Consider the following 23,404-nt stretch of genomic DNA (forward strand, 5'->3'; position numbering starts at 1 on the left):
TTACTTCCAGCCGGCACGGTCCATGATGCGCAGCGCCTGCGGGGTGTAGGCGGCGAAGGCGGCGGCGTTGACGTCGGCATGCTTGAAGTCGCCGAACTTCACCAGTTCCGGATGCGGCTGGATCGCCGGGTTCACCGGATATTCCATGTTGCCGTCGGCGAACTGGCGCTGCGCCTCCGGGCTCAGCAGGTATTCCAGCAGCTTGCGGGCGTTCTCCTGGTTCTTGGAGGTCTTCACCACGCCGGCGCCGCTGAGGTTGACGTGGGTGCCGCGGTTGTCCTGGTTGGGGAAGATCACGCCGACCTTGGCCGCGACCTCGCGGTCCTCCTGCTTGGCCGAGGTGATCAGCTTGCCGACATAATAGGTGTTGGCGATGGCGACGTCGCCTTCGCCCACCGCCACCGCCTTGATCTGGTCGGTGTCGCCGCCCTGCGGCGGACGGGCGAGGTTGGCTACCAGCCCCTTCACCCACGCTTCGGTCTTCTCTTCGCCGACGGCATCGATCATCGAGGCGGTGAGCGCCAGGCTGTAGGGATGGGTACCGCTGCGGGTCAGCACGCGCTGCTTCCACTCCGGCTTGGCCAAATCCTCGTAATTCCGGATCTGCTCCGGCTTCACCCGGTCGCGGGCATAGACGATGATGCGGGCGCGGGTGGACAGGCCCCACCAGGCACCGTTCGGATCGCGCAGGTTGGCGGGAACCTTGATCGCTTCCAGCACCGGCGAGTTGACCGGCGCCAGCAGCCCTTCCTTGGCCGCGGCAGCCAGACGGCTGGCATCGACGGTGATCAGCAGATCGGCTGGGCTGCTGGCGCCCTCCGACTTCATGCGCTGGATCAGTTCATCGTGGTTGCCCTCGATGATGTTGACCTTGATCCCAGTCGCCTTGGTGAAAGTCTCATAGATCGCGCGATCGGTGTTGTAATGGCGCGAGTTGTAGACGTTGACTTCCTGAGCCTGAACGGAAAAAGCGGTCAAGGCACCAACGGCGAAGGCGATCCCCGCGAACTTGTCGATGAACATCCATTACTCCCAGACTGCGAATGACTCTCAAATCCATGAGAATGGATATCAGTTGCAGGAGAACCTGTCGAGATGGGATTCTCCCCAAGGACCGGAACGACGGAAATGTCCGCAGCGGCGACACATCATTCCAAGGCCACCACCGTCTGCCTCCGCACCATGTCGGCCAGCGCCTCCGGCATCATCGGGCGGCCGAACAGATAGCCCTGCATCATGTCGCAGCCGACCGACACCAGGAAGTCGCGCTGCTCGACCGTCTCCACCCCTTCCGCGACGGTGACCAGCCCCAACCCGTGCGCCATGCCGACGGCGGCACGGACCAGCGCATTGCTCTTGGGGTTCTCCGGCACGTCGATGACGAAGGCGCGGTCGATCTTCAGCTTCGCCACCGGCAGCTGCTGCACGTAGCTGAGCGACGAATAGCCGGAGCCGAAATCGTCGATGGCCGCCTGGATGCCGAGATCGGCCAACTCGCCCAGCGTGCGCACCGCCACCTTCAGGTCGCGCACCGCCGCCTGCTCGGTGATCTCCAGCCCGAGATGGCTGCGCAGGGACGGGTGCCCGGCCAGCAGTTCCTCCAGCCGCAGGGTCAGGTTGCCGCGCAGGAACTGCTGGCCGGAGATGTTGAGGAACACCCGGTCCGGCAGCACGCCCTCGGCTTCCCACCGTGCCATCTGGGCGACGGCGGTCGTCAGGACCCAGTCGGTGATCGGCACGATCAGGCCGCTTTCCTCCGCGACCGGAATGAACTCGCCGGGCGAGACGGCGCCCAGCGCATGATGGTTCCAGCGCAGCAGCGCCTCGGCCGACCGCAGGCGGCCGTCCTTGTCGACGATCGGCTGGTAGACCAGATGCAGCTCGTTCCGCTCGATGGCGTGGGCCAGATGCATGGTCAGCATCATCCGCCGCGTCGCCGCCGCGGCCATCTCCGGCGTGTAGAAGCAGACGGCATTGCCGCCATTGTGCTGCACCGCCTGCAGGGCCAGCTTCGCCTTGGCGTTCAGATCCTCGAGCGTATGGACGGTCTCGTCCTCCACCGCCGCCCCGATCGACAGCCGCAGCCGCACCCAATGCCGGTCGGCGTAGATCGATGCGGTCAGCCGGTCGTGCAGGACATCGGCCAGCCTGTGCGCATGCTCGCCGTCGGCGACCCGCGAGAGCGCAGCGAACTCGTCCGCCGCGATGCGGCAGACGATGGTGTTGGGCGGCAGCACCTCCGTCACCCGGCTGACCATCGCCTTCAGCGCCGCGTCGCCGACATGGAAGCCGAACACCTCGTTGATGTCGCTGAACTGGTCGACGTCGAGCGTGAAGAGCGCGAACAGTGTCTCCGGCGCCGTTTCCCCAGCATTTTGGTCGGCATCCTGGCCGGCCTGCTGTCCGGCGCGCTGGCCGGCGAACAGCGCCTCGCATTCCTCCAGGAAGGCGGTGCGGGTAAGCACCCCGGTCAGCGGGTCGTGACGCGCCAGGTATGAGGCGCGCTGTTCCGCCGCCAGGCGTTCGGAGATGTCGCGGATGATGCCGACGAAGGTCACCTCCGCACCCATCCGCGCCTCGCCGACGCTGAGATGCATGGGGAAGACGGTGCCGTCCTTGCGCTGGCCCAGCGTGTCGCGGCCGATGCCGATGATCTTGGCCCGGCTGGTCTTCAGATAGCTGTCGATGTAGCGCCCATGGTCGCGCGAGAAGGGCGGCGGCATCAGCATGGCCATGTTCCGCCCCAGCAATTCGCCCTCCTCATAGCCGAACAGGCGGGAGCAGGCGCGATTGACGGAGCGGATGATGCCGTCGCGGCCGGAGATGATGATCCCGTCCACCGCCGCATCCAGCAGCGTCGCCACGAAGCTGTCGCGGCAGGTCACGAACTCGGCGATACGGTCGGGATCGCCCGTCTCGTGGAAGGCTCCGAGATAGCCGAGCGCCGCCCCCGCCCCGTCGCGGTGGACCAGCACGCTGCCGCTCAGGAAGGAAAGCCGGCCGTCGCAGCCGAGCGTCCGGCAATCGACCGGGGCCGTCGACGGTGCGGGCGCATCGCCCACCGCCGCGATGGCCGCCGCGATGGCCGCCGCCACCGGATGGTCGAGAGCCCCCAGCGCATGGCCGGCCAGATCCGCCGGGTTGCGGTCGAGGGCGGCGGCGAAACGCCGGTCCGCGTGGCGGCATATCCCGGCGCGGTCGACATACACCAGCGCCATGTCGCCATGGTCGAGAAGGCTGGAAGCGAGCGACGCCAGGAATGCCGGATCCCGTGGCAGGCCGCCGCTACCGGCCCCCCAGGTTTCCGCTCCATCCGATCCTTTTCCGCCGGATCCCTTTCCGCCGGAACCGCTGCTGTCGGAACCGTTCATCTGATCCGCCGGTTGTAGGTTCACGAGACAATCCGTTTTCTCTGTCCGGCCCGACGGGCCGACCCTTCGCAGCCACTGCCGGTTGCCCGGCAGCAATTATTTCATTCCAGTCGGAAGCATTATGTCTTCCTTCCACATCTTTTCCAATGTCCGCCGGTGTTGCGGGACGGCTGTATTTTCCTGATGGAACCATGATGTGTTGGGCACTCTAACGGTTCATGCCGGATGTGCGATTGACATGGTTCAATGCGCCGCACCGGACCTGGGAATAATCGGCCGCCACCGACCGGCACCCCTACAGCTTTTGCGCGTGCCGGCCACGGCAATTCGGTAGCATGCACGCATCGGAACTGGACCGGCGGCGGCGTCCCCCGCAGGATATTCGCGAAACCGTCGCTCTCCGGGAATCCGCCGCCCCGCACCGGCCAGACCCAACGAAAACCAACTCTGCCGCATTCGATGGAGGAATAAACCGGACGCTTCCGGCGTTCATCCGGTAACGGCCGCAACAACAACCGCGGCTGGCGCGCATCGACGCCACGCATCCGGGTCCGCCTGCAGTCCGCGGTTGAAGAAGAAGAGGGAGCATCCTGACATGACCACCGCATTCAGCCAGATCCGCCATGCCGACGGCGGTGCGTACTACCAGGGGGATCCACTGTCCCTGGCCGATGCCCAGATCATGCTCAACGACGACATCCTGCGACGACGGGTGCGCGTCGGTGCCTATCTGCGGCTCGACGGCGGACGGCTGGTGCTGGTGAACGGCCCGGCGCTCCGGCAGTGGGTCGGCCGGCCGGTGCCGCCGCCCTTCAACTGCCCCGGGGCCCTGCCAGGATAAGCGCCGCCCCGGCGAGGCAGACCAGCGCACCGGCCGTATCCCAGCGGTCCGGCCGCGCGCCTTCGACCAGCCACAGCCACAGCAGCGACGCGGCGATGTAGACCCCGCCATAGGCCGCATAGGCCCGCCCGGCGAAATCGGCGTCGGCGCGGGTCAGCAGCCAGGCGAACAGGCAGAGGCTGGCGACGCCCGGCATCGTCCACCACAGGCTCCGCCCCAGCCGCGCCCACGCCCAGAAGGCGAAACAGCCGGCGATCTCCGCCAGCGCCGCCGCACCGTACAAGACCAGCGTCGGCCACACCGCCCGCTCCATGCCGCCCCCTTCGCCATTCCTCGCCCCGGTTTCGAGGGATGCTGCGGCCCGTGCCGCCGGCAGTCAACGGCCGACCGTGAACGGATCGCCCGCCGAAAGCCGCCACAGCTCGTTTCAATTTGCCGCCGTGCTATTACAGTCCGTTCATGGACTTAGGCTGTGGCGCGGCATAGATTTCGCGTCAACGGGAGGTTCATGGCGATGTTGTTGGACGCGGCCAACCCAATGCAGGATGCCTTTGAGACGATCCGGGCCACAGACGTGATCTCGGACGACAAGAAGCATGTCCTCTACCGGGAATTGGAGGCTTGGCGGCGGCAGCATTGCCAGGCTGACAGCCAATGCGAGGAGTGCCGGACCCGCCGCCGCTGCCTGACGGCGGTTTTCGACCTGCTCGGCTCCTGACCGCCGACGCCGGCCCTTCTGCCGGTCCCTCTGCCGGAGCATCCCCATGAGAGTTCTCCTGGACGACGAGGCGACATTGTGCTCCGTCGAAATCCTGGCGGAAGCTGTCGAGATGGCCTTCGTCCCCGGCATCCTCGAATTGCGGACGCTGCGCGACGCCCTGCACGAAGCCCTGAAAAACCGCTCCCCGGCAGCTGTGCGGCTGGCCTACAGCGCCTACAGCCGGATCGACCGCGAGTTCCGCGACCGGATCAGCCACCATGCCTTGACACTCGCCACCCAGCGCCGGCTAAGGGGCGTGCCAAAATGACTGCGCTGCTTGATGCGATGGAACCTCAGTGCCAGCAAGTCAATCAGAAGCATCACATCGTATGGTTATTCTGGCATGAGTCCTTGCTTCGATGTGACCGCCGGGAGGTGACGCCACCCCACCTCATATTCCGTACCCGCTGTCAGGGCGGGATCGGCGAGCCGGCTGCGCTATTTGCCCAATCGTCCGGCGGTCACTGTCTGAGCCGTGCCCCATTACGGATCTCTTGGGTCAAGCCCTCAACTCGCCCTTGCGGGAAAGTGCGGCGGCTGGGTCTTCCGCCCTCAACAGACCCATCGACGATACCACGGCAACCCGCCCGCGCCACCCCGGTCGCGGGCTTTTTCATGGCCGAAAGGGGGCATCCTTACATGAGTACCGAACCCACCCCTTTCCTGTTCGAGAGCGAGCATCCGGTCCGCGTGGCGCGGACCGGCGAGCAAGGGCGATGCAGTTGTTATGATTGGTGAAACTCAAGAATTTTCAGAAATATCCCACGGCCACCTCATATGCTGATAGGTTTTAGAACCTATTCTCTTATTGGGAGGCAGACATGAAGTTCTCCATGCTTATCGCCGGCCTGCTGTGTGGGATCCTGAGCTTCGGCGCAGGGCATGCTGGAGCCGAAGAGGTGCGGATTGGAAAAAATGGCTATGAGACCAATCTCACCACGAGCCAGACCGCAACGATTGTTAGCGCAAATCAGAATACAGGAGGTATAAATATCAAGTCTCTACAGTTTTGGGCCAGCGGAGGCCTGAGCCTTTCATTGGTCGCCACCTATCCAAACTCCAGCAAAGTTACCCCATTTTACGTGACTTCGTTTCCTTCCAATCCAGTGAATGCCGCAATGCCTTATCCGATCAATCTACCGGCAGGGGTATCGTTGTCTGTTGTCTCCAGCACTGATTCCGGTGCTGGCGGTGTGCGGATGGGCTACGACCTTGTGAATTGAGGCTGGCTCGGCTGACAGCTCGCCACAGAAAAAGGCATTAAAACCTAATTGGTGGGCGCCACATGCACGGCGCCCACAGTTTGGTTTACTCAGCCGCCCGGCATCCAGCCCGGCGGCTTTTCCTTTTTGCCCGCGCCACCTTGGTCGCGGGCTTTTTTTCATGCCAGAAAGGAGTCCGCCATGCTCGTCATGGACTGGCAGGACAAGGCCACCGCGGCGAAGTCGGCGGCCGATGCGCGGGCGCTGAAGGCGCTCGCCCCACGCTCCAAGCCCAACCTAAAGACTGTCGAGGAGAGGACCCGATCGCTCTCTTGCTGCTGGCCGGCTGCGCGTCCAGCCCGCCCGTCGTCAAAGTGCCGTCCGCCCCGCGCCGGGCGGAACGCGGTATCGACGGACCGCGGCAGGCGTGACGCCTGCAGACCGCCGGTCCGCTCCATGGACGATCTTTAATGAAACCTTTCGCTGCCCGCAGCGTTGTCAGAGCATACTCAACGTCACGGAGGTTGCCATCATGGACAAGGACCGGATCGAAGGCGCTGCCCGCTCCCTCAAGGGTTCCGTCAAGGAGACTGTCGGCAAGGTGACCGGCGACACCAAGACCGAGGCCGAGGGCCGCGCCGAGAAGGCCGCCGGCAAGGTCCAGAACACCGTCGGCGGCGCCAAGGATGCCGCACGCGACGCGCTGAAGTAACAGCATGGATTCCTGGGAACGCCCCGGTGCCGCGTTCGCCGCGGACCGGGGCGTTCCCATTTCCGCGACCGGCCGCAGGGTCCGCGCACCAACCGCATCCGCCACTTGCAGGCAGCGTGTGGAAAAGGGCTGTTGCCGCCCCACCGTCCCCTATCTATGATGCGCCGCCCTGGCCGGATGGCCGAACGACGCGCTCAGTTTAGGGTCCCATGCTCCAGTTCATCCGCAATTTCGCCGGCTCCTGGGTCGTCAAGATCCTGTTCGTGCTGTTGATCCTCAGCTTCGGCGTATGGGGTATCGGCGACGTGTTCCGCTCCTCCACTCCGACCACCGTAGCCGAAGTCGGCAAGGTGGAGATCGGGCAGCAGGCGCTGGACCAGGAATTCCGCCGCCAGATGGAACGGCTGCGCCCGATGCTGGGCGGCAACCTGACCGCCGAACAGGCCAAGCGCTTCGGCCTGCTGGAACAGTCGCTGCAATCGCTGATCCAGCGCACCCTGTTCGACCTCGCGGCATCCGACATGGGCATCTCCGTCGGGCAGGAGGTGATCAAGCTGCGCATCGCCGACGAACCGTCCTTCCGCAACCAGCAGGGCCAGTTCGACCCGAACATCTTCCGCTCGGTACTGCGCAACAGCCAGCTGACCGAAGACGGCTACGTCGCGATGATCCAGCGCGAGACGGCGCGCCAGCTGGTGGCCGGTGCCGTCGCCGCGGCGGTGACGCCGCCGGCGCCGCTGGTTCAGGATCTCTACCGCTACCGCGGCGAAAAGCGTGTGGCGGAGGTGGTGACCCTGCCCAACGCCTCCATCGGCGATGTCGGCGTGCCGGACGATGCGGCGATCAAGCAGGCCTACGACGACCATCAGGTCCGCTTCACCGCGCCGGAATACCGCGCCCTGACGGTGGCCCGGCTGTCGCCCGACGCGCTGGCCAAGGACATCAAGATCGACGAGGCACAGCTGCGCAAGGCCTATGAGGAACGCGCGAGCGAGTTCGGCGCTCCCGAGAAGCGCACCGTGCAGATGGTGGTCATCGACGACGAAGCCAAAGCGAAGCAAATCGCCGAGGCCGCCAAGACCAAGGGGCTGGACGAGGCCGCCAAGGAGGCGGGCGTGGAGCCGGTGACGCTCGACAACATCGCCCGCACCGACCTGCCGGAGATCGGCGACGCCGCCTTCGCGCTGGAAACGGGCAAGACCTCCGACGCGGTGAAGAGCGCGCTCGGCTGGCACGTCATGGCCGTCACCGGCATGACCCCGGCTACGACCAGGAGCTTCGAGGATGTGCGCGACCAGTTGGCCGAAGAGCTGAAGAAGGAGCAGGCGCTCGATTCCGTCTTCTCCATCGCCAACCGGGTCGAGGACCAGCTCGCCAGCGGCGCGTCTCTTGACGAGGTGGCGCAGGCGCAGGGCCTGGCCCTGACCAAGGTCGCCGCCATCGACAGCACCGGCAAGGCGCCGGACGGCAAGGATGCCGCCCCCGACCTGCCGGGCCTGAAGGCGCAGCTCGCCAACGCGTTCCAACTGCGGACGGGCGCGGCCTCCAACCTGACCGAAGGCGAGGGCAGCAACTTCATCGCCGTCCGCGTCGACAGCGTGATCCCCGCCGCCGTCCGTCCACTGGCCGACGTGCGCGATCAGGTCGTCGCCGACTGGCAGCAGGAACAGCGCGCCGACCGCGCCGCCAAGAAGGCGCAGGAGATCGCCGACCGCCTGAGGCAGGGGGCGGAGGCGGCGGCGCAGGACGTCGCCACCGCGGCCGGCGCCAGCTTCGCCATGACCACCCCCTTCACCCGCGACGCTCAGTCGGTCGAAGGACTGCCGGCCGAGATGGTCGTCAAGCTGTTCGCCGCCAAGCCGAACGAGGTGGTCGACGGCTCCACCGCCGACGCCCAGGTCGTCGCCCGCCTGAAGGAGATCGTCCCGGCCGATCCCAAGGCCGCCGACGCCGATCTGGCGCCGGTCCGTGCCTCGGTCGAACAGGGCATGGAGAACGATCTGGTGGCCGAGTTCACCAACGCCCTGCGCGACAAGTACCCGGTGCAGATCCACCGCCAGCGCATCGACCAGTTCTTCGCCAGCAACTGAGGCTCCGGCGCATCGACGCCGAGGCCAGGGGAAACAAGAGGTCCCGTGCCGTGAAGGTCCAGCCCGATACCACCGCCTTCGATGCCGCTTACGCCGCCGGTCGGCCGCAGGTGGTATGGACCACGCTGGTCAGCGACCTGGAGACCCCGGTCTCCGCCTACATGAAGCTGGCCGACGGCCGCCCCTTCGGCTTCCTGCTCGAATCGGCGGAGCGCGGGGCGGGGTCGCGGCGCGACCGCTATTCGGTGATCGGCTTCAAGCCGGACGTGGTCTGGCGCTCGCGCGGCAACAAGGCCGAGATCAACCGCGACGCCCTGCACGACCGTGACGCCTACCGTCCGCTCGACGCCGCGCCGCTCGACGCCCTGCGCACGCTGATCAACGAAAGCCGCATCGAGTTGCCGGCAGAGCTGCCGCCGATGGCCGCCGGCCTGTTCGGCTACATGACCTACGACATGGTGCGGCTGATGGAGCGGCTGCCGGACGACAATCCAGACGAGCTGAACATCCCGGACGCCATCCTGACACGGCCCAGCATCGTCGCCATCTTCGACAGCCATACCGATTCGATCACGCTGGTGACGCCGGTCTGGCCGAAGGCCGGCAAGGATTCCACCAGCGCCTACGCCGATGCCCGCGAACGGCTGACCGACGCGCTGGCCGACCTGGAACGCCCCCTGCCCTACCGGCGCGAGCCGCGCACCGAGGACGGTCTGCCGCTGGCCTGGACCTCCAACACGACGCGCGAGGAGTATCATGCGATCGTGGAGAAGGCGAAGGAGTACATCCGCGCCGGCGACATCTTCCAGGTCGTGCCGTCCCAGCGCATCCGCTTCCCCTTCAAGCCCTCGCCGCTGGCGCTGTACCGCACGCTGCGCCGCCTGAACCCGTCGCCCTTCCTGTTCCACTGCGACTTCGGCGAGCTGACCGTCGTCGGCTCCAGCCCCGAGATCCTGGTGCGGGTGCGCGACGGCAAGGTCACAGTCCGCCCGATCGCCGGCACCCGCAAGCGCGGCGCCACCACGGCGGAGGACGAGGCGCTGGCCGCCGACCTGCTGAGCGATCCGAAGGAACTGGCCGAGCACCTGATGCTGCTCGATCTCGGCCGCAACGACGTCGGCCGGGTGGCGAGGATCGGCACCGTCAAGGTGACCGCCAAGATGATCGTGGAACTCTACAGCCACGTCATGCACATCGTCTCCAATGTCGAGGGCGAGCTGGATCCGAAGTTCGACGCGCTCGACGCCCTGGTTGCCGGCTTCCCCGCCGGCACGGTGTCCGGCGCGCCGAAGGTGCGGGCCATGGAGATCATCGACGAACTGGAAAAGGCCCGCCGCGGCGTTTATGCCGGCTGCATCGGCTATTTCGGCGCGTCGGGCGCCATGGACACCTGCATCGCGCTGCGCACCGCGGTGCTGAAGGATGGCATGATGTATGTCCAGGCCGGCGGCGGCGTGGTCGCCGACAGCGACCCCGAGGCCGAGTATCAGGAGACGGTCAACAAATCGATGGCCCTGATCCGCGCCGCGGAAGAGACGCTGCGGACCACCGCAAGGGGATAAGCTGCCCTCAACGTCCCTTATAAAGAAGGCCGCCCCATGGGGCGGCCTTCTTGTTGTCCACGGCTCCACTTTCTTCGCGGTTTCCTCAACAGGATACCCAGCGGCATCCCGCTAGAGGCTTCCGCACGCCCCTCGCGAGCGGTGGTTCAGAGATACCGCTGTTCCAGATGGCGCCTGAACACCGTCGCATCGAGCGGCCGGCCGGTCGCCGCAGTCAGCAATTCGTCGCCCGACGCATGGAAGCAGCCGGTTTCATGCACATTCACCCGCAGCCACGCCACCAGGGGCGCAAACTCGCCGCGCGACAGGGCGGGAACGATCTCCGGATCGGCGGTGCGCGCCGCCTCGAACAGCTGCGCGGCGGTCATCGCACCGAGGGTATAGCTGGGGAAATAGCCCCAGCCGCCGCCGGGCCAGTGGATGTCCTGCAGGCAGCCCAACCGGTCGTTGGGCGGGACCACCCCCACCAGTTCGGCCATGCCGTCGTTCCAGGCCCCCGGCAGGTCGGCCAGCGCCAGATCACCGCCGATCAGCGCCTTTTCCAACCGGTAGCGCAGGATGATATGGGCCGGATAGGTCACTTCATCGGCGTTGACGCGGATGAATCCACGCTCCACCCGGCTGTAGAGCCGGCGCAGGTTGCCCGCCTCCCAGGCAGGTCCCTCCCCGCCGAAAACCTCGCGCACCGCCGGGGCGAGCCAGGTGATGAACTCGGGCGAACGGCAGGCCTGCATTTCCATCAGCAGCGACTGGCTCTCATGCACCGCCATGCCGCGCGACTGGCCGACCGGCTGGCTCAGCCACGCGCGCGGACGGTTCTGCTCGTACAGCGCATGGCCGGTTTCGTGCAGCACGCCCATCAGCGCATCGGTGAAGTTCGCCTCGTCATAGCGCGTGGTGATGCGGACATCGCCGGTCGCCCCGCCGCAGAAGGGGTGCAGCGACACGTCCAGCCGGCCGCGGCGGAAATCGAAGCCGAGCCGCTCCATCATCCGCACGCCCAACTCGCGCTGCTTCTCGACGGAGAACGGCCCGTCCGGCAGCAGCGGCGCCGGTGATGCCGCCTGCCTGTCGAGCACCCGGCCGATCAGGTCCGGCAGGAAGCCCGACAGATCGGCGAACAGCGCATCGATGCGCTCGGTGCGCGCACCGGGATCATGGCTGTCGAGCAGCGCGTCATAGGGGCTGATCCCCATCACCGCGCCCATCGCCTCCGCCCCCTCGCGGACGCGGGCCAACACCTCGCTCAGCGAGGGCAGCAGCATGGCGAAGTCGCCTTCGGCACGCGCGGCGCGCCAGGTCATCTCGCAGACGGACACCGCCTTGCTGGTCGCCTCCACCAGTTCGCCGGGGATGGCCGTGGCGTGGACATGGTGGCGGCGCATCTCGCGCAGGTTGGCGCGCTGCCAGGAGTCGAGGCTCCCGTCACCCTCTGCCTCGGCCAGCAGGTCGGCCATGCGCGGGTCGGTCGCCAATTCATGCACGATCACCGACAGGGTCGCGGTCTGCTCGGCACGGCCGTCATTGGCGCCCTCCGGCATGATCGTCTGGGTGTCCCAGCCGAGAATGCCCAGCGCATCGCCGATGGCGGCGATGCGGGCATGGCGGCGCTCAAGATCCTGATATGCGGTCATCGGGGTGTCCGTCGGTTCCTATGTCGGCGCCTTTGCGCTGCGACAGCACGTAGATCCCGGCGAGCGTCGCCGCAAGCCCGTACCAGGTCAAGGCATACTGGAGATGGTTGTTCGGCAGTTCCACGCGCGGCCGGATGCCGTCCGGGGCGGCCGGGCGGCCGGCGGTCTGGCCCGGCAGCATCTCCACCACCACCGGCGCCACGTCCGCCAGCGACAAGGCCGCCGCCATCGACGGCGGATCGGGCCGCATCCAGACCGATCCGCCGGCTGATCCAGCCTCCGCCCCCGGGGCGGGGGTGCCGTTGCCGGGCTGGAACAGGCCGGCCGGCTGCGGCAGCCGGACGATTCCGCGCAGGTTCGTTTCCTCCTCCACCCGGCCGGCGGCGCGGGTCGCCGGATCGCGGCGGTCCATCGGCACGAATCCGCGATTGACCAGTACGATCCCGCCGCCGTCGGCCCGCTGGAAGGGGGTCAGAACCTCATAGCCGACCTGCCCCTGCTGCGGTCGGGCGATCAGCAGCATTTCCTTGTCGTTCAGGAAACGGCCGGCCAGGGTCACCGGCCGGAATTCCCAGGCATCCGGGTCGTCGATGCGCGCCGGCAACGGCTGCGGCGGCGAAGCCATCTGCCGGTCGATCCGGGCGATCAACTCGGTCTTCCAGCGCAGCCGCTCGATCTGCCAGGTCCCCAACCCGATGGTCAGCCCCAGCCCCAGCAGCGTCACCAGCGTCGCCCCCAGCGACGGGCGGAAGCGGCGGCGCTCCCCCGCTGCCATCGGCGCGGCACTCATCCCTTTTCGACCTCGCTGCGGCGGTAACGATACTGCAAGGCGACGACATAGGCCTTGGCCGGCCGCAGCATGCCCAGCGTCAGGCCGAGCACGACGATGCTCCAGACGATGGCATGCAGCCACAGCGGCCAGTCGACGTTCATCGACACCCACAGCGCGACCGGCACCACCAGGAACCCCAGGATGAAGATCAGGAACACCGCCGGCCCGTCGCCACTGTCGACCTGGGAGAAGTCCAGGCCGCATGACCCGCAACGCTCCGCCACCGTCAGATAGCCGGTATACAGCGTCCCCCGGCCGCAGCGCGGGCAAACGCAACGCAAGCCAGCGGACATCGGCGAAACAGTGGGATGATACTCGTTCACGCGCTCTGCACCTTCGGTTCGGGCCGTTCCGGGATGGATATGGGCCGCCGGAACGGCTCGACCAGCGGTGGCGTCAATGGGCGGCGATCACGCCGCCATGGCCGCCCCACCAGTAGACCGACACGAACAGGAACAGCCACACCACGTCGACAAAGTGCCAGTACCACGCCGCCGCCTCGAAGCCGAAATGGCTGCCGGGGGTGAAGTGCCCCTTAACCGTGCGGACCCAGCAGACCGCCAGGAAGATGGTGCCGACCAGCACATGGAAGCCGTGGAAGCCGGTCGCCATGTAGAAGGTCGACGGGAAGATACCGTCGGTGAACTTGAAGGCGGCGTGGACATACTCGTAGACCTGGAAGAAGGAGAACAGCACACCCAGCAGGACGGTCAGCCCCAGCGCCTTGGCGGCCTCGCGATTGCGCCCCTCGATGATCGCATGATGCGCCCAGGTGACGGTGACGCCGGACAGCAGCAGGGTCAGCGTCATCATCAGGGGCATGTCGAACGGGTCGATGACATGGACGTTCGGCGGCGGCCAGATTGCATCCGGATTGATCGGCGAAACCTTGGGCTCCAGCGCCGCATGGAAGAAGGCCCAGAAGAAGGCGGCGAAGAACATGACCTCGGAGGCGATGAACAGCGCCATGCCATAGCGCAGGCCGATCTTCACCACCGGGGTGTGGGCATGCTCCACCACCGATTCCCGGATCACCGACCGCCACCAGCCGAACATCGTGACCAGGATGGCAAGCACGCCCAGGATCATCAGCAGCTTGCCGCCGCCATGCATGAAGACGACCAGGCCGGTCGCCAGAAGCCCGCCGGAAAAGGCACCGATCAGCGGCCACGGGCTGGGCTTCAGCAGATGGTAGGGATGCGGGATGCCGGCGCCCGGTCCGTGGGCTGACGGTTCGGCGTGCGGCATTTGCCCGTGGGTGATGTCGGCCATCGTCTCACTACCCCATATGGTTAGTTTGTGGCGGTCGCCCCCGGCTCCGCCTTTTGTTTGTTGGCCCCCGGTGCCACGGGCGGAACGGCGGCCTGCTGGGCAAGCCGGGCCTCGCCGTCCTTGGCGCGGAAGAAGGTGTAGGACAGCGTGATGGTGGTCACGTCGTCCATGTTGGGATCGTCGGCCATCGACGGGTCGACGAAGAAGACCACCGGCATGTCCACGACCTGGCCGGGCTCCAGGATCTGCTCGGTGAAGCAGAAACACTGCATCTTGTTGAAATAGGCCCCGGCTTTGTCGGGCGTGACGTTGTAGACGGCGGTGCCGACCGTGGGCCTGGCGCCGCGATTTTCCGCCCGGTAGGCGGCGAACCCCGTCTCGCCCAGCTTCAGCACAAGTTCCCTCTGCTCCGGCTTGAACGACCAGGGCAACGCCGAGTTCGTGTCGGCGTTGAAGCGGATGGCGATCTTGCGGTCGACGACACGCGCCGCCGCCGCCTCTGCCCGCTGGGTGGTGCCGCCGAATCCGGTGACGGCGCAGAACAGGCTGTAGAGCGGGACCGACGCATAGGTCAGCCCGATCATGCCCAGCACCAGCCCGAACAGGGAGCCGAGGACCCGGCGGTTGCGGCGGCGCAGCCTGTCGTCGCCCCCCGCCATCAGTGCGCCCCGCCCATCCGGACAAGGGTGATGGCGTAGAACAGCACAACCAACGCCAGCAGGGCGGCCAGGACGGCGAGGTTGCGGCTGCGCAGCTTCTTCGCCCGCAACTCCGCCTCCCGCCGCTTTGCCGGATCCCGTTTCGCCGAATCCGGCCGGGCGCCGGTGAGGTCGTCGCGTTCCATCACGGTCATGCCCATCCTCCGAAGATCAGCCGCTCGGCCATCATCACGGCGAACAGCAGGAACAGATACAGGATCGAGAAACCGAACATCTTCTTGGCCGGCCCGTCGCCGGCCGCGCGCAGCACGCGCACCGCGCAGGCGACGAACATCAGGCCCAGCACCAGAGACACCGCAAGATAGACCGGACCGGCGATGCCGACGAAGAACGGCGCCGCAGCCACCGGCAGCAGGACCAGCGTGTAGGCCAGCATCTGGCGCTTGGTCGCCGCCGCTCCCGCCACCACCGGCATCATCGGCACGCCGGCGCGGGTGTAGTCGCCGTTGCGGAACAGCGCCAGCGCCCAGAAATGCGGCGGCGTCCACAGGAAGATCAGCAGGAACAGCAGGATCGAGGGCAGATCGACGCCGCCGGTCACCGCGGCCCAGCCGATCATCGGCGGGAAGGCGCCGGCGGCGCCGCCAATGACGATGTTCTGCGGGGTCCTGCGCTTCAGCCACATGGTGTAGACCAGGACGTAGAAGCCGATGGTCAGCGCCAGCAGCGCCGCCGCCGTCCAGTTCACCGCCAGCCCCATCACCACGACCGACAGGACCGACAGGGTGATGCCGAAGCCGAGCGCCTCGGCCGGCTCGACCCGGCCGGACGGGATGGGCCGCTTCGCCGTACGGGTCATCACCGCGTCGATGTCGCGGTCGTACCACATGTTGATGGCGCCCGACGCCCCGGCGCCGACGGCGATGCACAGCACCGCGACCGCCGCCAGGAACGGATGGATATGGCCCGGCGCCAGCACGATGCCGGCAAGACCGGTGAAGACCACCAGCGACATGACCCGCGGTTTCAGCAGTTCGATGAAGTCGCCGGCCGACGCCCCTCCCCTGTGGTCGAGCGTCAGGTCATTGGTCATGTCGGTCATGGCTTGGTCCTTGTCGTCTAACCCGGGTTCCGTCGCCCGGACCGCCCTGTAGCGGCGTCCCTTTTGGCGGCGTCCCTTGTGGCGGGCATTGTCTCCGTGCGATGCCCGCCCGTTAGCATGCCTACTTCACCTGGGGCAACGTCTCGAAAGCGTGGAAGGGCGGCGGCGAGCTGACCGTCCATTCCAGCGTGCCGGCCTCCGGGCCCCAATAGGCGCCCGGCACCCGTTCGCCGCTGCGCAGGGTCTTCCAGGCGATCCAGACGAACAGCAGCGTCGAGGCGAAGGAGAGGTAGGCGCCCAGCGACGAGACCATGTTCCAGCCCCAGAAGGCATCCGGATAGTCCGGGATGCGGCGTGGCATGCCCGACAGGCCGAGGAAATGTTGCGGGAAGAACACCAGGTTGACACCGATGAAGGTCGTGTAGAAATGGACCTTGCCCCAGAACTCCGGATACTGGCGCCCCGACATCTTGCCGATCCAGTAGTACCAGCCGGCGAAGATCGAGAACACCGCACCCAGCGACAGCACATAGTGGAAGTGCGCAACCACGTAGTAGGTGTCGTGCATGTAGTTGTCGAGACCGCCGTTCGCCAGCACCACGCCGGTGACACCGCCGACCGTGAACAGGAAGATGAAGCCCAGCGCCCACAGCATCGGCACCCGGAATTCGATCGACCCGCCCCACATGGTGGCGATCCAGGAGAAGATCTTCACGCCGGTCGGCACCGCGATGATCATGGTGGCCGCGGTGAAATAGGCCTTGGTGTTCACGTCCAGCCCGACCGTGTACATGTGGTGCGCCCACACGACGAAGCCGACCACGCCGATGGCGACCATGGCGTAGGCCATGCCGAGATAGCCGAACACCGGCTTCTTGGAGAAGGTCGAGACGATGTGGCTGATGATGCCGAAGGCCGGCAGGATCATGATGTAGACTTCGGGGTGGCCGAAGAACCAGAACAGGTGCTGGAACAGGATCGGGTCGCCGCCGCCTTCGGGATTGAAGAAGGTGGTGCCGAAATTGCGGTCGGTCAGCAGCATGGTGATGGCGCCGCCCAGCACCGGCACCGCCAGCAGCAGCAGGAAGGCCGTCACCAGCATCGCCCAGACGAACAGCGGCATCTTGTGCAGCGTCATGCCCGGCGCGCGCATGTTGAAGATGGTGGTGATGAAGTTCACCGCGCCCAGGATCGAGCTGGCACCGGCCAGATGCAGCGCGAAGATCGCCATGTCCACCGACGGCCCGCTGTGCCCCAGCGTCGAGGACAGCGGCGGATAGATCGTCCAGCCGGTGCCCGCGCCGTTGCCGACGAAGGCCGAACCCAGCAACAGCAGGAAGGCCGGCACGATCAGCCAGAAGCTGATGTTGTTCATGCGCGGGAACGCCATGTCGGGCGCGCCGATCATGAGCGGGACGAACCAGTTGCCGAAACCGCCGATCAGCGCCGGCATGACCACGAAGAACACCATGATCAGGCCGTGGGCGGTGATCAGCATGTTCCAGACCTGCCCGTCGGCGACGAACTGCAGGCCCGGCGACTGAAGTTCCGCCCGCATGATCACCGAGAACAGCCCGCCGATCAGCCCGGCGATGACCGAGAAGATCAGGTAGAGCGTTCCGATGTCCTTGTGGTTGGTCGAATAGAACCAGCGCTGCACGAAGCCGGGGACGTGGTGGTCGTCATGCCCGTGCTCATGCCCATGCTCACCAAGCCCATGTTCCGGTGTGGCGTTTGCCATGTCTCAACCCTTTGTCGCTGTCCCTGGCCGCCTGCGCCGGTCCCTGGGATGGGCGGCGGCTGGGTAGGTTCTTCTTGTCGCGTCGTGCCTCCGCCCGGCCCGCTACCGGGGGGCGATGTGCCGTCACTCGACCAGCGTTCCCGTCGGACGCTGCGCCACGTCGCGGCTTGCGGGCGCGGCATCGGGCGCGTAAGCGGTCTTGGCCTTGGCGACCCAGGCGTCGAACGCCTCTTTCGACACCGCCTCCACCGCGATCGGCATGTAGCCGTGGTTGGTGCCGCAGATTTCCGAGCACTGGCCGTAATAGACGCCTTCGCGTTCGGCCTTGAACCAGGTCTCGTTGATGCGGCCGGGCACGCCGTCCTTCTTCACGCCGAAGGACGGGATCGCCCAGGAATGGATGACGTCGCCGGCGGTGACCAGCACCCGCACGGTGGCGTTGACCGGAACGACGACGCGGTTGTCGACCTCGAGCAGGCGGCGCTGGCCCGGCTTCAGGTCGGCTTCCGGAATCATGTAGCTGGAGAAGGTGAAGCCGCCATGGTCGGGATACTCATAATCCCAGTACCATTGATGCCCGGTCACCTTGACGGTCATGTCGGCCTGCGGAATGCGCTCCGCGGCGTAGAGCAGCTTGAAGGACGGCACGGCGATCACGATCAGGATGATCACCGGCACCACGGTCCAGGCAACCTCCAGCACCGTGTGGTGCGAGGTTCTGGACGGGACCGGGTTCGCCTTCGCATTGAAGCGGACGACGCAATAGGCGATCAGCCCGGCGACGAAGATGACGATCAGCGTGATGACGACGGTCAGCAGGTCGTTGAAAGACCCCATCAGGTGCTTCACCGGCGAGGCGGAGGGCTGCATGCCCATCTCCCACGGCCGCGGCTCGTTCGCCAGCGCGCCGTTCCAGGCGCCAACCATCGACAGGACCGCCGCCAGGCCGGCGGCGCACAGGCTTTGCCTTTTCATCCCCAACCCCTTCTTAGCCGCGACGCTCGTCATGGCCCGCGGTCGTCTCTTCCCGCCGGCGCTCCATCCACCCTGTTCATTCGTACCGCGATCTGTTTGCGCGGTCCATGGTTGGGTTTGTCAGCGAACGCCGGTTTATGCAGGGATCACGCCATCTTAGCGCGACATATACCCGCAGCCGGAGCTTATCCCCCCGTCACGCTGGGTTACAAGCCTTTCCTCTCTCCCACTCTCCGCATAGACTTTTCCTCAGGCTTGGCACGGATCACGGCAATAGAGGTTGAGCCTGGATCGGGGTTAAACCATGCGGCATTCCGCCGCAGTCCGTTGGAACAGCGGATGTTTCTTCGAATGGTGGAAGGAAACAAAGCGCCACCAATGGAGGAAATGGCGCAATATCATGTTGGCGTCGGCCGCGACTCCGGAACCGGCCCGCCGCCTGAGCATGGAGGCGCGCGCGCTTTGCGACCAGACATGCGAAGGTGGTAGGCACAGTCCCCTCCCCGCTTCCCTCGAATCCCGGCGCCCGAGCATGAATTGCATCGGACGCATCGTATTCCACAGGTGCGCGAAGCTTCCCGCCGGCATACGATTGAGTGTTGAAAGCTCCGCCGAATCGGTTGTAGAACCATGGCGCATGACACAACCGCGCCGCCCATTGACCGAAGCCGAAAGGCTCGACTGGCTCCGCCTGATCCGGACGGAGAATGTCGGGCCGATCACCTTTCATCGCCTGCTGGAGCAGTATGGCAGCGCCGGCAAGGCGCTGGACGCCCTGCCGGATCTCGCCCGGCGCGGCGGGCGGGCCAAGCCGTTGCGCGTCGCATCCAAGGCGGAAGCGGACCGCGAGATGGAGGCTAACCGGCGCCTCGGCACGCGGCTGCTGTGCGCCTGCGAGCCGGACTATCCGGAACCGCTGGCCGCGGTGGACGATGCACCCCCGGTGATCTCGGTCGCCGGCCATGCCTATCTTCTGAAGCGGCGCGCGATCGCCATCGTCGGCGCCCGCAACGCCTCGCTGAACGCCAAGAAGTTCGCCGAATCGCTGGCGCGCGACCTGGGGACGGCCGGGCTGCTCGTGGTGTCCGGGCTGGCCCGAGGCATCGACACGGCGGCCCACGCCGGCTCGCTGGGCAGTGGAACCGCCGCCGTGCTGGCCGGCGGCATCGATGTCGTCTATCCGCCGGAGAACGAGCAGCTATACCGCGACATCTTGGCGCAGGGGGTGGCGGTGGCGGAATGCGCTGTCGGCACCCAGCCGCAGGCCCGTCATTTTCCACGCCGCAACCGCCTGATCTCCGGCCTGTCGCTCGGCGTGCTGGTGGTCGAGGCGGCGTTGCGCTCCGGCTCCCTCATCACCGCGCGGATGGCGCTGGAACAGGGGCGCGAGGTGATGGCGGTGCCGGGCTCGCCGCTCGATCCGCGCTGCCACGGCACCAACGACCTGCTGCGCCAGGGAGCGACGCTGGTCGAGCGGGCGGACGACGTGCTGCGCGCCATCGAAGGGCTTCGACCGCCTGCGATGTCGGAACGCGAGCGCGACCTGTTCCGGCCCGCCGGCCCGGTGGAACCCGATGAATCGGAGCTGTCCAGGGCCCGCGCCATCGTGCTGGAAAACCTGGGGCCCTCGCCCGTCACCATTGACGAACTCGTCCGCGGGTGCCAATTGTCCGCTCCGGTGGTGCTGACCGTGGTTCTGGAACTTGAGCTTGCCGGCCGAGTCCAGCGTCTTCCCGGTCATCAGGTCTCTCTTACCTGATCCGCACCGCCGTGGTTTGAGTGGGCACACGCGAAGGGCTGGTTTCTTGCCGGGCAGCAACGTCGTCATCGTCGAATCGCCGGCCAAGGCGAAGACCATCAACAAATATCTGGGCGACGACTACACCGTCATCGCCAGCTTCGGCCATGTCCGCGACCTTCCGGCGCGGGACGGGTCGGTGCGTCCGGATGAAGACTTCGCGATGGAATGGGAGCTGGGCGACCGCTCCAAGCGCCACATCGACGAGATCGCCAAGGCGGTGAAGTCGGCCAGCCGCATCTATCTCGCAACCGACCCGGATCGCGAGGGAGAGGCCATCGCCTGGCACCTGTCCGAACTGCTGCGCGAAAAGAAGCTGACCGAGAACCGCGAGGTCCAGCGCATCACCTTCAACGAGATCACCAAGAGCGCGGTGCAGGCAGCCATCGCCAACCCGCGCGACGTCTCCCGCGAACTGGTCGACGCCTATCTGGCGCGCCGGGCGCTGGATTACCTGGTCGGCTTCACCCTGTCGCCGGTGCTGTGGCGCAAGCTGCCGGGGTCCAAGTCGGCCGGCCGCGTCCAATCGGTGGCTCTGCGCCTGATCTGCGAACGCGAGTCGGAGATCGAGGTCTTCAAGCCGCAGGAATACTGGTCGATCGCGGTGGGCTTCACCACACCGGCCGGTGCCTCCTTCACCGCATCGCTGACCCAGCTGGACGGCAAGCGGCTGGACAAGTTCGGCCTGCCCAACCGCGAGGCCGCCGAGGCCGCGGTGGCAAAGATCCGCCCGCAGGACTTCGCCGTCTCGTCGGTCGAGCGCAAGCAGAGCCGCCGCAACCCGTCGCCACCCTTCACCACTTCCACCCTGCAGCAGGAGGCCTCGCGCAAGCTGGGCTTCGGCGCCACCCGCACCATGCGCACGGCGCAGAAACTCTATGAGGGCGTCGACATCGGCGGCGAGACGGTCGGCCTGATCACCTACATGCGAACCGACGGCGTCAGCCTGTCGCAGGAAGCGATCGACAGCGCCCGCGGCCTGATCGGCACGCAGTATGGCGAGCGCTACGTTCCCGCCCAGCCGCGCGTCTACAAGACCGCCGCCAAGAACGCCCAGGAAGCCCACGAGGCCATCCGGCCGACCGACCTGCACCGCCGCCCCGAGTCGGTGGCCTCCTATCTGGAGCAGGACGAGTTGCGGCTGTATGAGCTGGTCTGGAAGCGCACGCTGGCCAGCCAGATGGAGAGCGCCATCCTGGATCAGGTGGCCGTCGACATCGCCGGCCCGGCCAAGGACGTGGTGCTGCGCGCCACCGGCTCCATCGTCATGTTCGACGGCTTCCTGAAGGTCTATCAGGAGGACCGCGACGACGCGGCCGAGGACGACCAGCAGGAACGCCGCCTGCCGGCGATGGACCAGGGCGACGCCCTGAACCGCGGCGACATCGACCCGCAGCAGCATTTCACCCAGCCTCCGCCGCGCTATTCCGAAGCCAGCCTGGTCAAGAAGCTGGAGGAGCTGGGGATCGGCCGGCCGTCGACCTACGCCTCGATCCTGCAGGTGCTGCAGGACCGCAACTATGTCCGGCTCGACAAGCGGCGCTTCATTCCGGAAGACCGCGGCCGGCTGGTGACCGCCTTCCTGGAAAACTTCTTCCACCGCTATGTGGAGTACAACTTCACGGCGGAACTGGAAAACCAGCTGGACGAGATCTCCGACGGCAAGATCGACTGGAAGACCGTGCTGCGCGACTTCTGGACCGCTTTCGACGTCGCGGTGAACGGCACCAAGGAACTGACGATCACCCAGGTGCTGACCACGCTGGACAACGAGCTGGGGGCGCATTTCTTCCCCGCAGTGACGGCGGACGGCCATGACCCGCGCGTCTGCCCGGTCTGCCGCGAAGGCCGGCTGGGGCTGAAGCTGGGCAAGATGGGCGCCTTCATCGGCTGCTCGCGCTACCCGGAATGCCGCTACACCCGGCCGCTGGCCGTCGCCAATGACGAGAACGGCGAGGTGCAGGAAGGTCCGCGCGAGCTGGGCAACGATCCAGAAACCGGGTTGCCGGTCACGGTCCGCCGCGGCCCGTTCGGCGCCTACATCCAGCTCGGCCCGGCACCGGCTGCCGCCGCTCCGCCGGAGGCACCGCCTGTCGAGGAGCCGGCGGCAGACGGCAAGAAGCCGAAGGCCAAGAAAAAGAAGAAGGACGAGGCGCCGAAGCCCAAGCGGGTGTCGCTGCCCAAAGGCATGGGCGCAGCCGACGTCGATCTCGACACCGCGTTGAAGCTGCTGGCCCTGCCCCGCGTCATCGGCAACCATCCGGAAACGGCCGAGGAGATCAGCGCCGGCATCGGCCGCTTCGGTCCCTATCTGAAACATGGCAGCGTCTACAAGTCGCTGACGCCCGACGACGACGTGCTGACCGTCGGCATCAACCGCGCCGTCGATCTGCTTGCCGGCGCAGCCAAGAAGGCGTCCGCTCCTGCCAAGGCCCTGGGCGACCACCCGAAGACCGGCAAGCCGATCACCATGGGGGCCGGCCGCTTCGGTCCCTATGTGAAGCATGCCAGCGTCTATGCCTCCATCCCCAAGGGGACCGAGCCGGACAGCGTTACGCTGGAACAGGCGTTGGAACTGATCGACGCCAAGGTCGCCAAGGACGCAGCCAAGAAGGGCAAGGCCCCAAAGGAGGCCGACGCGGAAAAGGCCGAGGCCGCCGAGACGGAGAAGCCCGTCAAGGCAAAGGCTCCGGCGAAGAAGCCGGCCGCCAAGAAGGCGACCAAGGCCAAGCCTGCCAAGGATGCGCCGGCCGAAGCGGCCGCACCGAAGAAGAAGACCGCGAAGGCGTCGTAACCGCCTGACCCTTTTTGCAACCCTCCTCCCCCACTGGGGGAGGAGGGAACAGGCTTTGA

Annotated in this window: 21 protein-coding genes; 9 read left to right on the plus strand and 12 right to left on the minus strand. The window is 66.6% G+C overall.

Annotated elements, in window-relative coordinates:
• Both ABMY26_RS22350 and ABMY26_RS22355 read right to left on the minus strand, forming a co-directional pair.
• Entirely contained in the window at positions 1-1,023 is a 1,023-nt protein-coding gene (locus ABMY26_RS22350) for a Fe(3+) ABC transporter substrate-binding protein (protein WP_372396836.1), read from the minus strand.
• A 125-nt stretch (positions 1,024-1,148) separates the two neighbouring features.
• Entirely contained in the window at positions 1,149-3,371 is a 2,223-nt protein-coding gene (locus ABMY26_RS22355; protein ID WP_372396837.1) for a putative bifunctional diguanylate cyclase/phosphodiesterase, read from the minus strand.
• Positions 3,372-3,966: 595 nt separating this feature from the next.
• Here ABMY26_RS22355 and ABMY26_RS22360 point away from each other — a divergent pair.
• A complete protein-coding gene (locus ABMY26_RS22360) occupies positions 3,967-4,212 on the plus strand; it encodes a hypothetical protein (RefSeq protein WP_372396838.1) in 246 nt (81 codons plus the stop codon).
• Here ABMY26_RS22360 and ABMY26_RS22365 read toward each other — a convergent pair.
• Positions 4,184-4,525, minus strand: coding sequence for a YnfA family protein (locus ABMY26_RS22365; RefSeq protein ID WP_372396839.1), 342 nt, complete (start codon positions 4,523-4,525; stop codon positions 4,184-4,186). The genes ABMY26_RS22360 and ABMY26_RS22365 overlap by 29 nt on opposite strands.
• A 195-nt stretch (positions 4,526-4,720) precedes the next feature.
• Here ABMY26_RS22365 and ABMY26_RS22370 point away from each other — a divergent pair, with 195 nt between their 5' ends.
• The 6 genes from ABMY26_RS22370 to trpE all read left to right on the plus strand — a co-directional run bounded on the left by ABMY26_RS22370 (position 4,721) and on the right by trpE (position 10,538).
• Positions 4,721-4,930, plus strand: coding sequence for a hypothetical protein (locus ABMY26_RS22370; protein ID WP_372396840.1), 210 nt, complete (start codon positions 4,721-4,723; stop codon positions 4,928-4,930).
• Between the two features lie 46 nt (positions 4,931-4,976).
• Positions 4,977-5,240, plus strand: a complete 264-nt coding sequence (locus tag ABMY26_RS22375; protein WP_372396841.1) for a hypothetical protein — start codon at positions 4,977-4,979, stop codon at positions 5,238-5,240.
• A 553-nt stretch (positions 5,241-5,793) separates the two neighbouring features.
• Positions 5,794-6,195: a hypothetical protein gene (locus tag ABMY26_RS22380; protein ID WP_372396842.1), complete on the plus strand. Its 402-nt coding sequence runs from the start codon at positions 5,794-5,796 to the stop codon at positions 6,193-6,195.
• Positions 6,196-6,706: 511 nt separating this feature from the next.
• Positions 6,707-6,886 carry a CsbD family protein gene (locus ABMY26_RS22385; protein WP_372396843.1) on the plus strand — a complete coding sequence of 60 codons (180 nt, stop codon included), beginning with the start codon at positions 6,707-6,709 and terminating at the stop codon, positions 6,884-6,886.
• A 209-nt stretch (positions 6,887-7,095) separates the two neighbouring features.
• Positions 7,096-8,976, plus strand: coding sequence for a SurA N-terminal domain-containing protein (locus ABMY26_RS22390; RefSeq protein WP_372396844.1), 1,881 nt, complete (start codon positions 7,096-7,098; stop codon positions 8,974-8,976).
• Positions 8,977-9,026: 50 nt separating this feature from the next.
• Positions 9,027-10,538, plus strand: coding sequence for an anthranilate synthase component I (gene trpE, locus ABMY26_RS22395; protein WP_372396845.1), 1,512 nt, complete (start codon positions 9,027-9,029; stop codon positions 10,536-10,538).
• Between the two features lie 146 nt (positions 10,539-10,684).
• Here trpE and ABMY26_RS22400 read toward each other — a convergent pair whose 3' ends face one another.
• The 9 genes from ABMY26_RS22400 to coxB all read right to left on the minus strand — a co-directional run bounded on the left by ABMY26_RS22400 (position 10,685) and on the right by coxB (position 18,753).
• Complete coding sequence (locus ABMY26_RS22400; protein ID WP_372396846.1) at positions 10,685-12,172, minus strand: carboxypeptidase M32; 1,488 nt, start codon at positions 12,170-12,172, stop codon at positions 10,685-10,687.
• Entirely contained in the window at positions 12,150-12,962 is an 813-nt protein-coding gene (locus tag ABMY26_RS22405; protein ID WP_372396847.1) for an SURF1 family protein, read from the minus strand. Before ABMY26_RS22405 ends, ABMY26_RS22400 begins: the two co-directional genes overlap by 23 nt.
• Positions 12,959-13,285: a DUF983 domain-containing protein gene (locus ABMY26_RS22410; protein WP_372396848.1), complete on the minus strand. Its 327-nt coding sequence runs from the start codon at positions 13,283-13,285 to the stop codon at positions 12,959-12,961. The genes ABMY26_RS22405 and ABMY26_RS22410 overlap by 4 nt, the downstream gene beginning before the upstream one ends.
• Before the next feature lie 115 nt (positions 13,286-13,400).
• Positions 13,401-14,276: a cytochrome c oxidase subunit 3 gene (locus tag ABMY26_RS22415; protein WP_372396850.1), complete on the minus strand. Its 876-nt coding sequence runs from the start codon at positions 14,274-14,276 to the stop codon at positions 13,401-13,403.
• Between the two features lie 20 nt (positions 14,277-14,296).
• Positions 14,297-14,935: a cytochrome c oxidase assembly protein gene (locus tag ABMY26_RS22420; protein WP_372396851.1), complete on the minus strand. Its 639-nt coding sequence runs from the start codon at positions 14,933-14,935 to the stop codon at positions 14,297-14,299.
• A complete protein-coding gene (locus tag ABMY26_RS22425) occupies positions 14,935-15,129 on the minus strand; it encodes a hypothetical protein (RefSeq protein ID WP_372396852.1) in 195 nt (64 codons plus the stop codon). The genes ABMY26_RS22420 and ABMY26_RS22425 overlap by 1 nt, the downstream gene beginning before the upstream one ends.
• Positions 15,126-16,037, minus strand: coding sequence for a heme o synthase (gene cyoE / locus ABMY26_RS22430; protein ID WP_372396853.1), 912 nt, complete (start codon positions 16,035-16,037; stop codon positions 15,126-15,128). Before cyoE ends, ABMY26_RS22425 begins: the two co-directional genes overlap by 4 nt.
• 121 nt (positions 16,038-16,158) lie before the next feature.
• A complete protein-coding gene (gene ctaD / locus ABMY26_RS22435) occupies positions 16,159-17,778 on the minus strand; it encodes a cytochrome c oxidase subunit I (protein WP_045582099.1) in 1,620 nt (539 codons plus the stop codon).
• Between the two features lie 123 nt (positions 17,779-17,901).
• Positions 17,902-18,753 carry a cytochrome c oxidase subunit II gene (gene coxB, locus ABMY26_RS22440; RefSeq protein ID WP_372396854.1) on the minus strand — a complete coding sequence of 284 codons (852 nt, stop codon included), beginning with the start codon at positions 18,751-18,753 and terminating at the stop codon, positions 17,902-17,904.
• Between the two features lie 637 nt (positions 18,754-19,390).
• Between coxB and dprA the strand changes: the two genes are divergently transcribed.
• Positions 19,391-20,512 (plus strand): DNA-processing protein DprA, encoded by a 1,122-nt coding sequence (gene dprA / locus ABMY26_RS22445; RefSeq protein ID WP_372396855.1) that lies wholly within the window; start codon positions 19,391-19,393, stop codon positions 20,510-20,512.
• Positions 20,513-20,558: 46 nt separating this feature from the next.
• Positions 20,559-23,345: a type I DNA topoisomerase gene (topA, locus tag ABMY26_RS22450; RefSeq protein WP_372396856.1), complete on the plus strand. Its 2,787-nt coding sequence runs from the start codon at positions 20,559-20,561 to the stop codon at positions 23,343-23,345.
• Positions 23,346-23,404 lie beyond the last annotated feature (59 nt).

Origin of the sequence: Azospirillum sp. HJ39, assembly GCF_041507355.1 — a bacterium.
Classification (GTDB): Bacteria; Pseudomonadota; Alphaproteobacteria; order Azospirillales; family Azospirillaceae; genus Azospirillum; species Azospirillum thiophilum.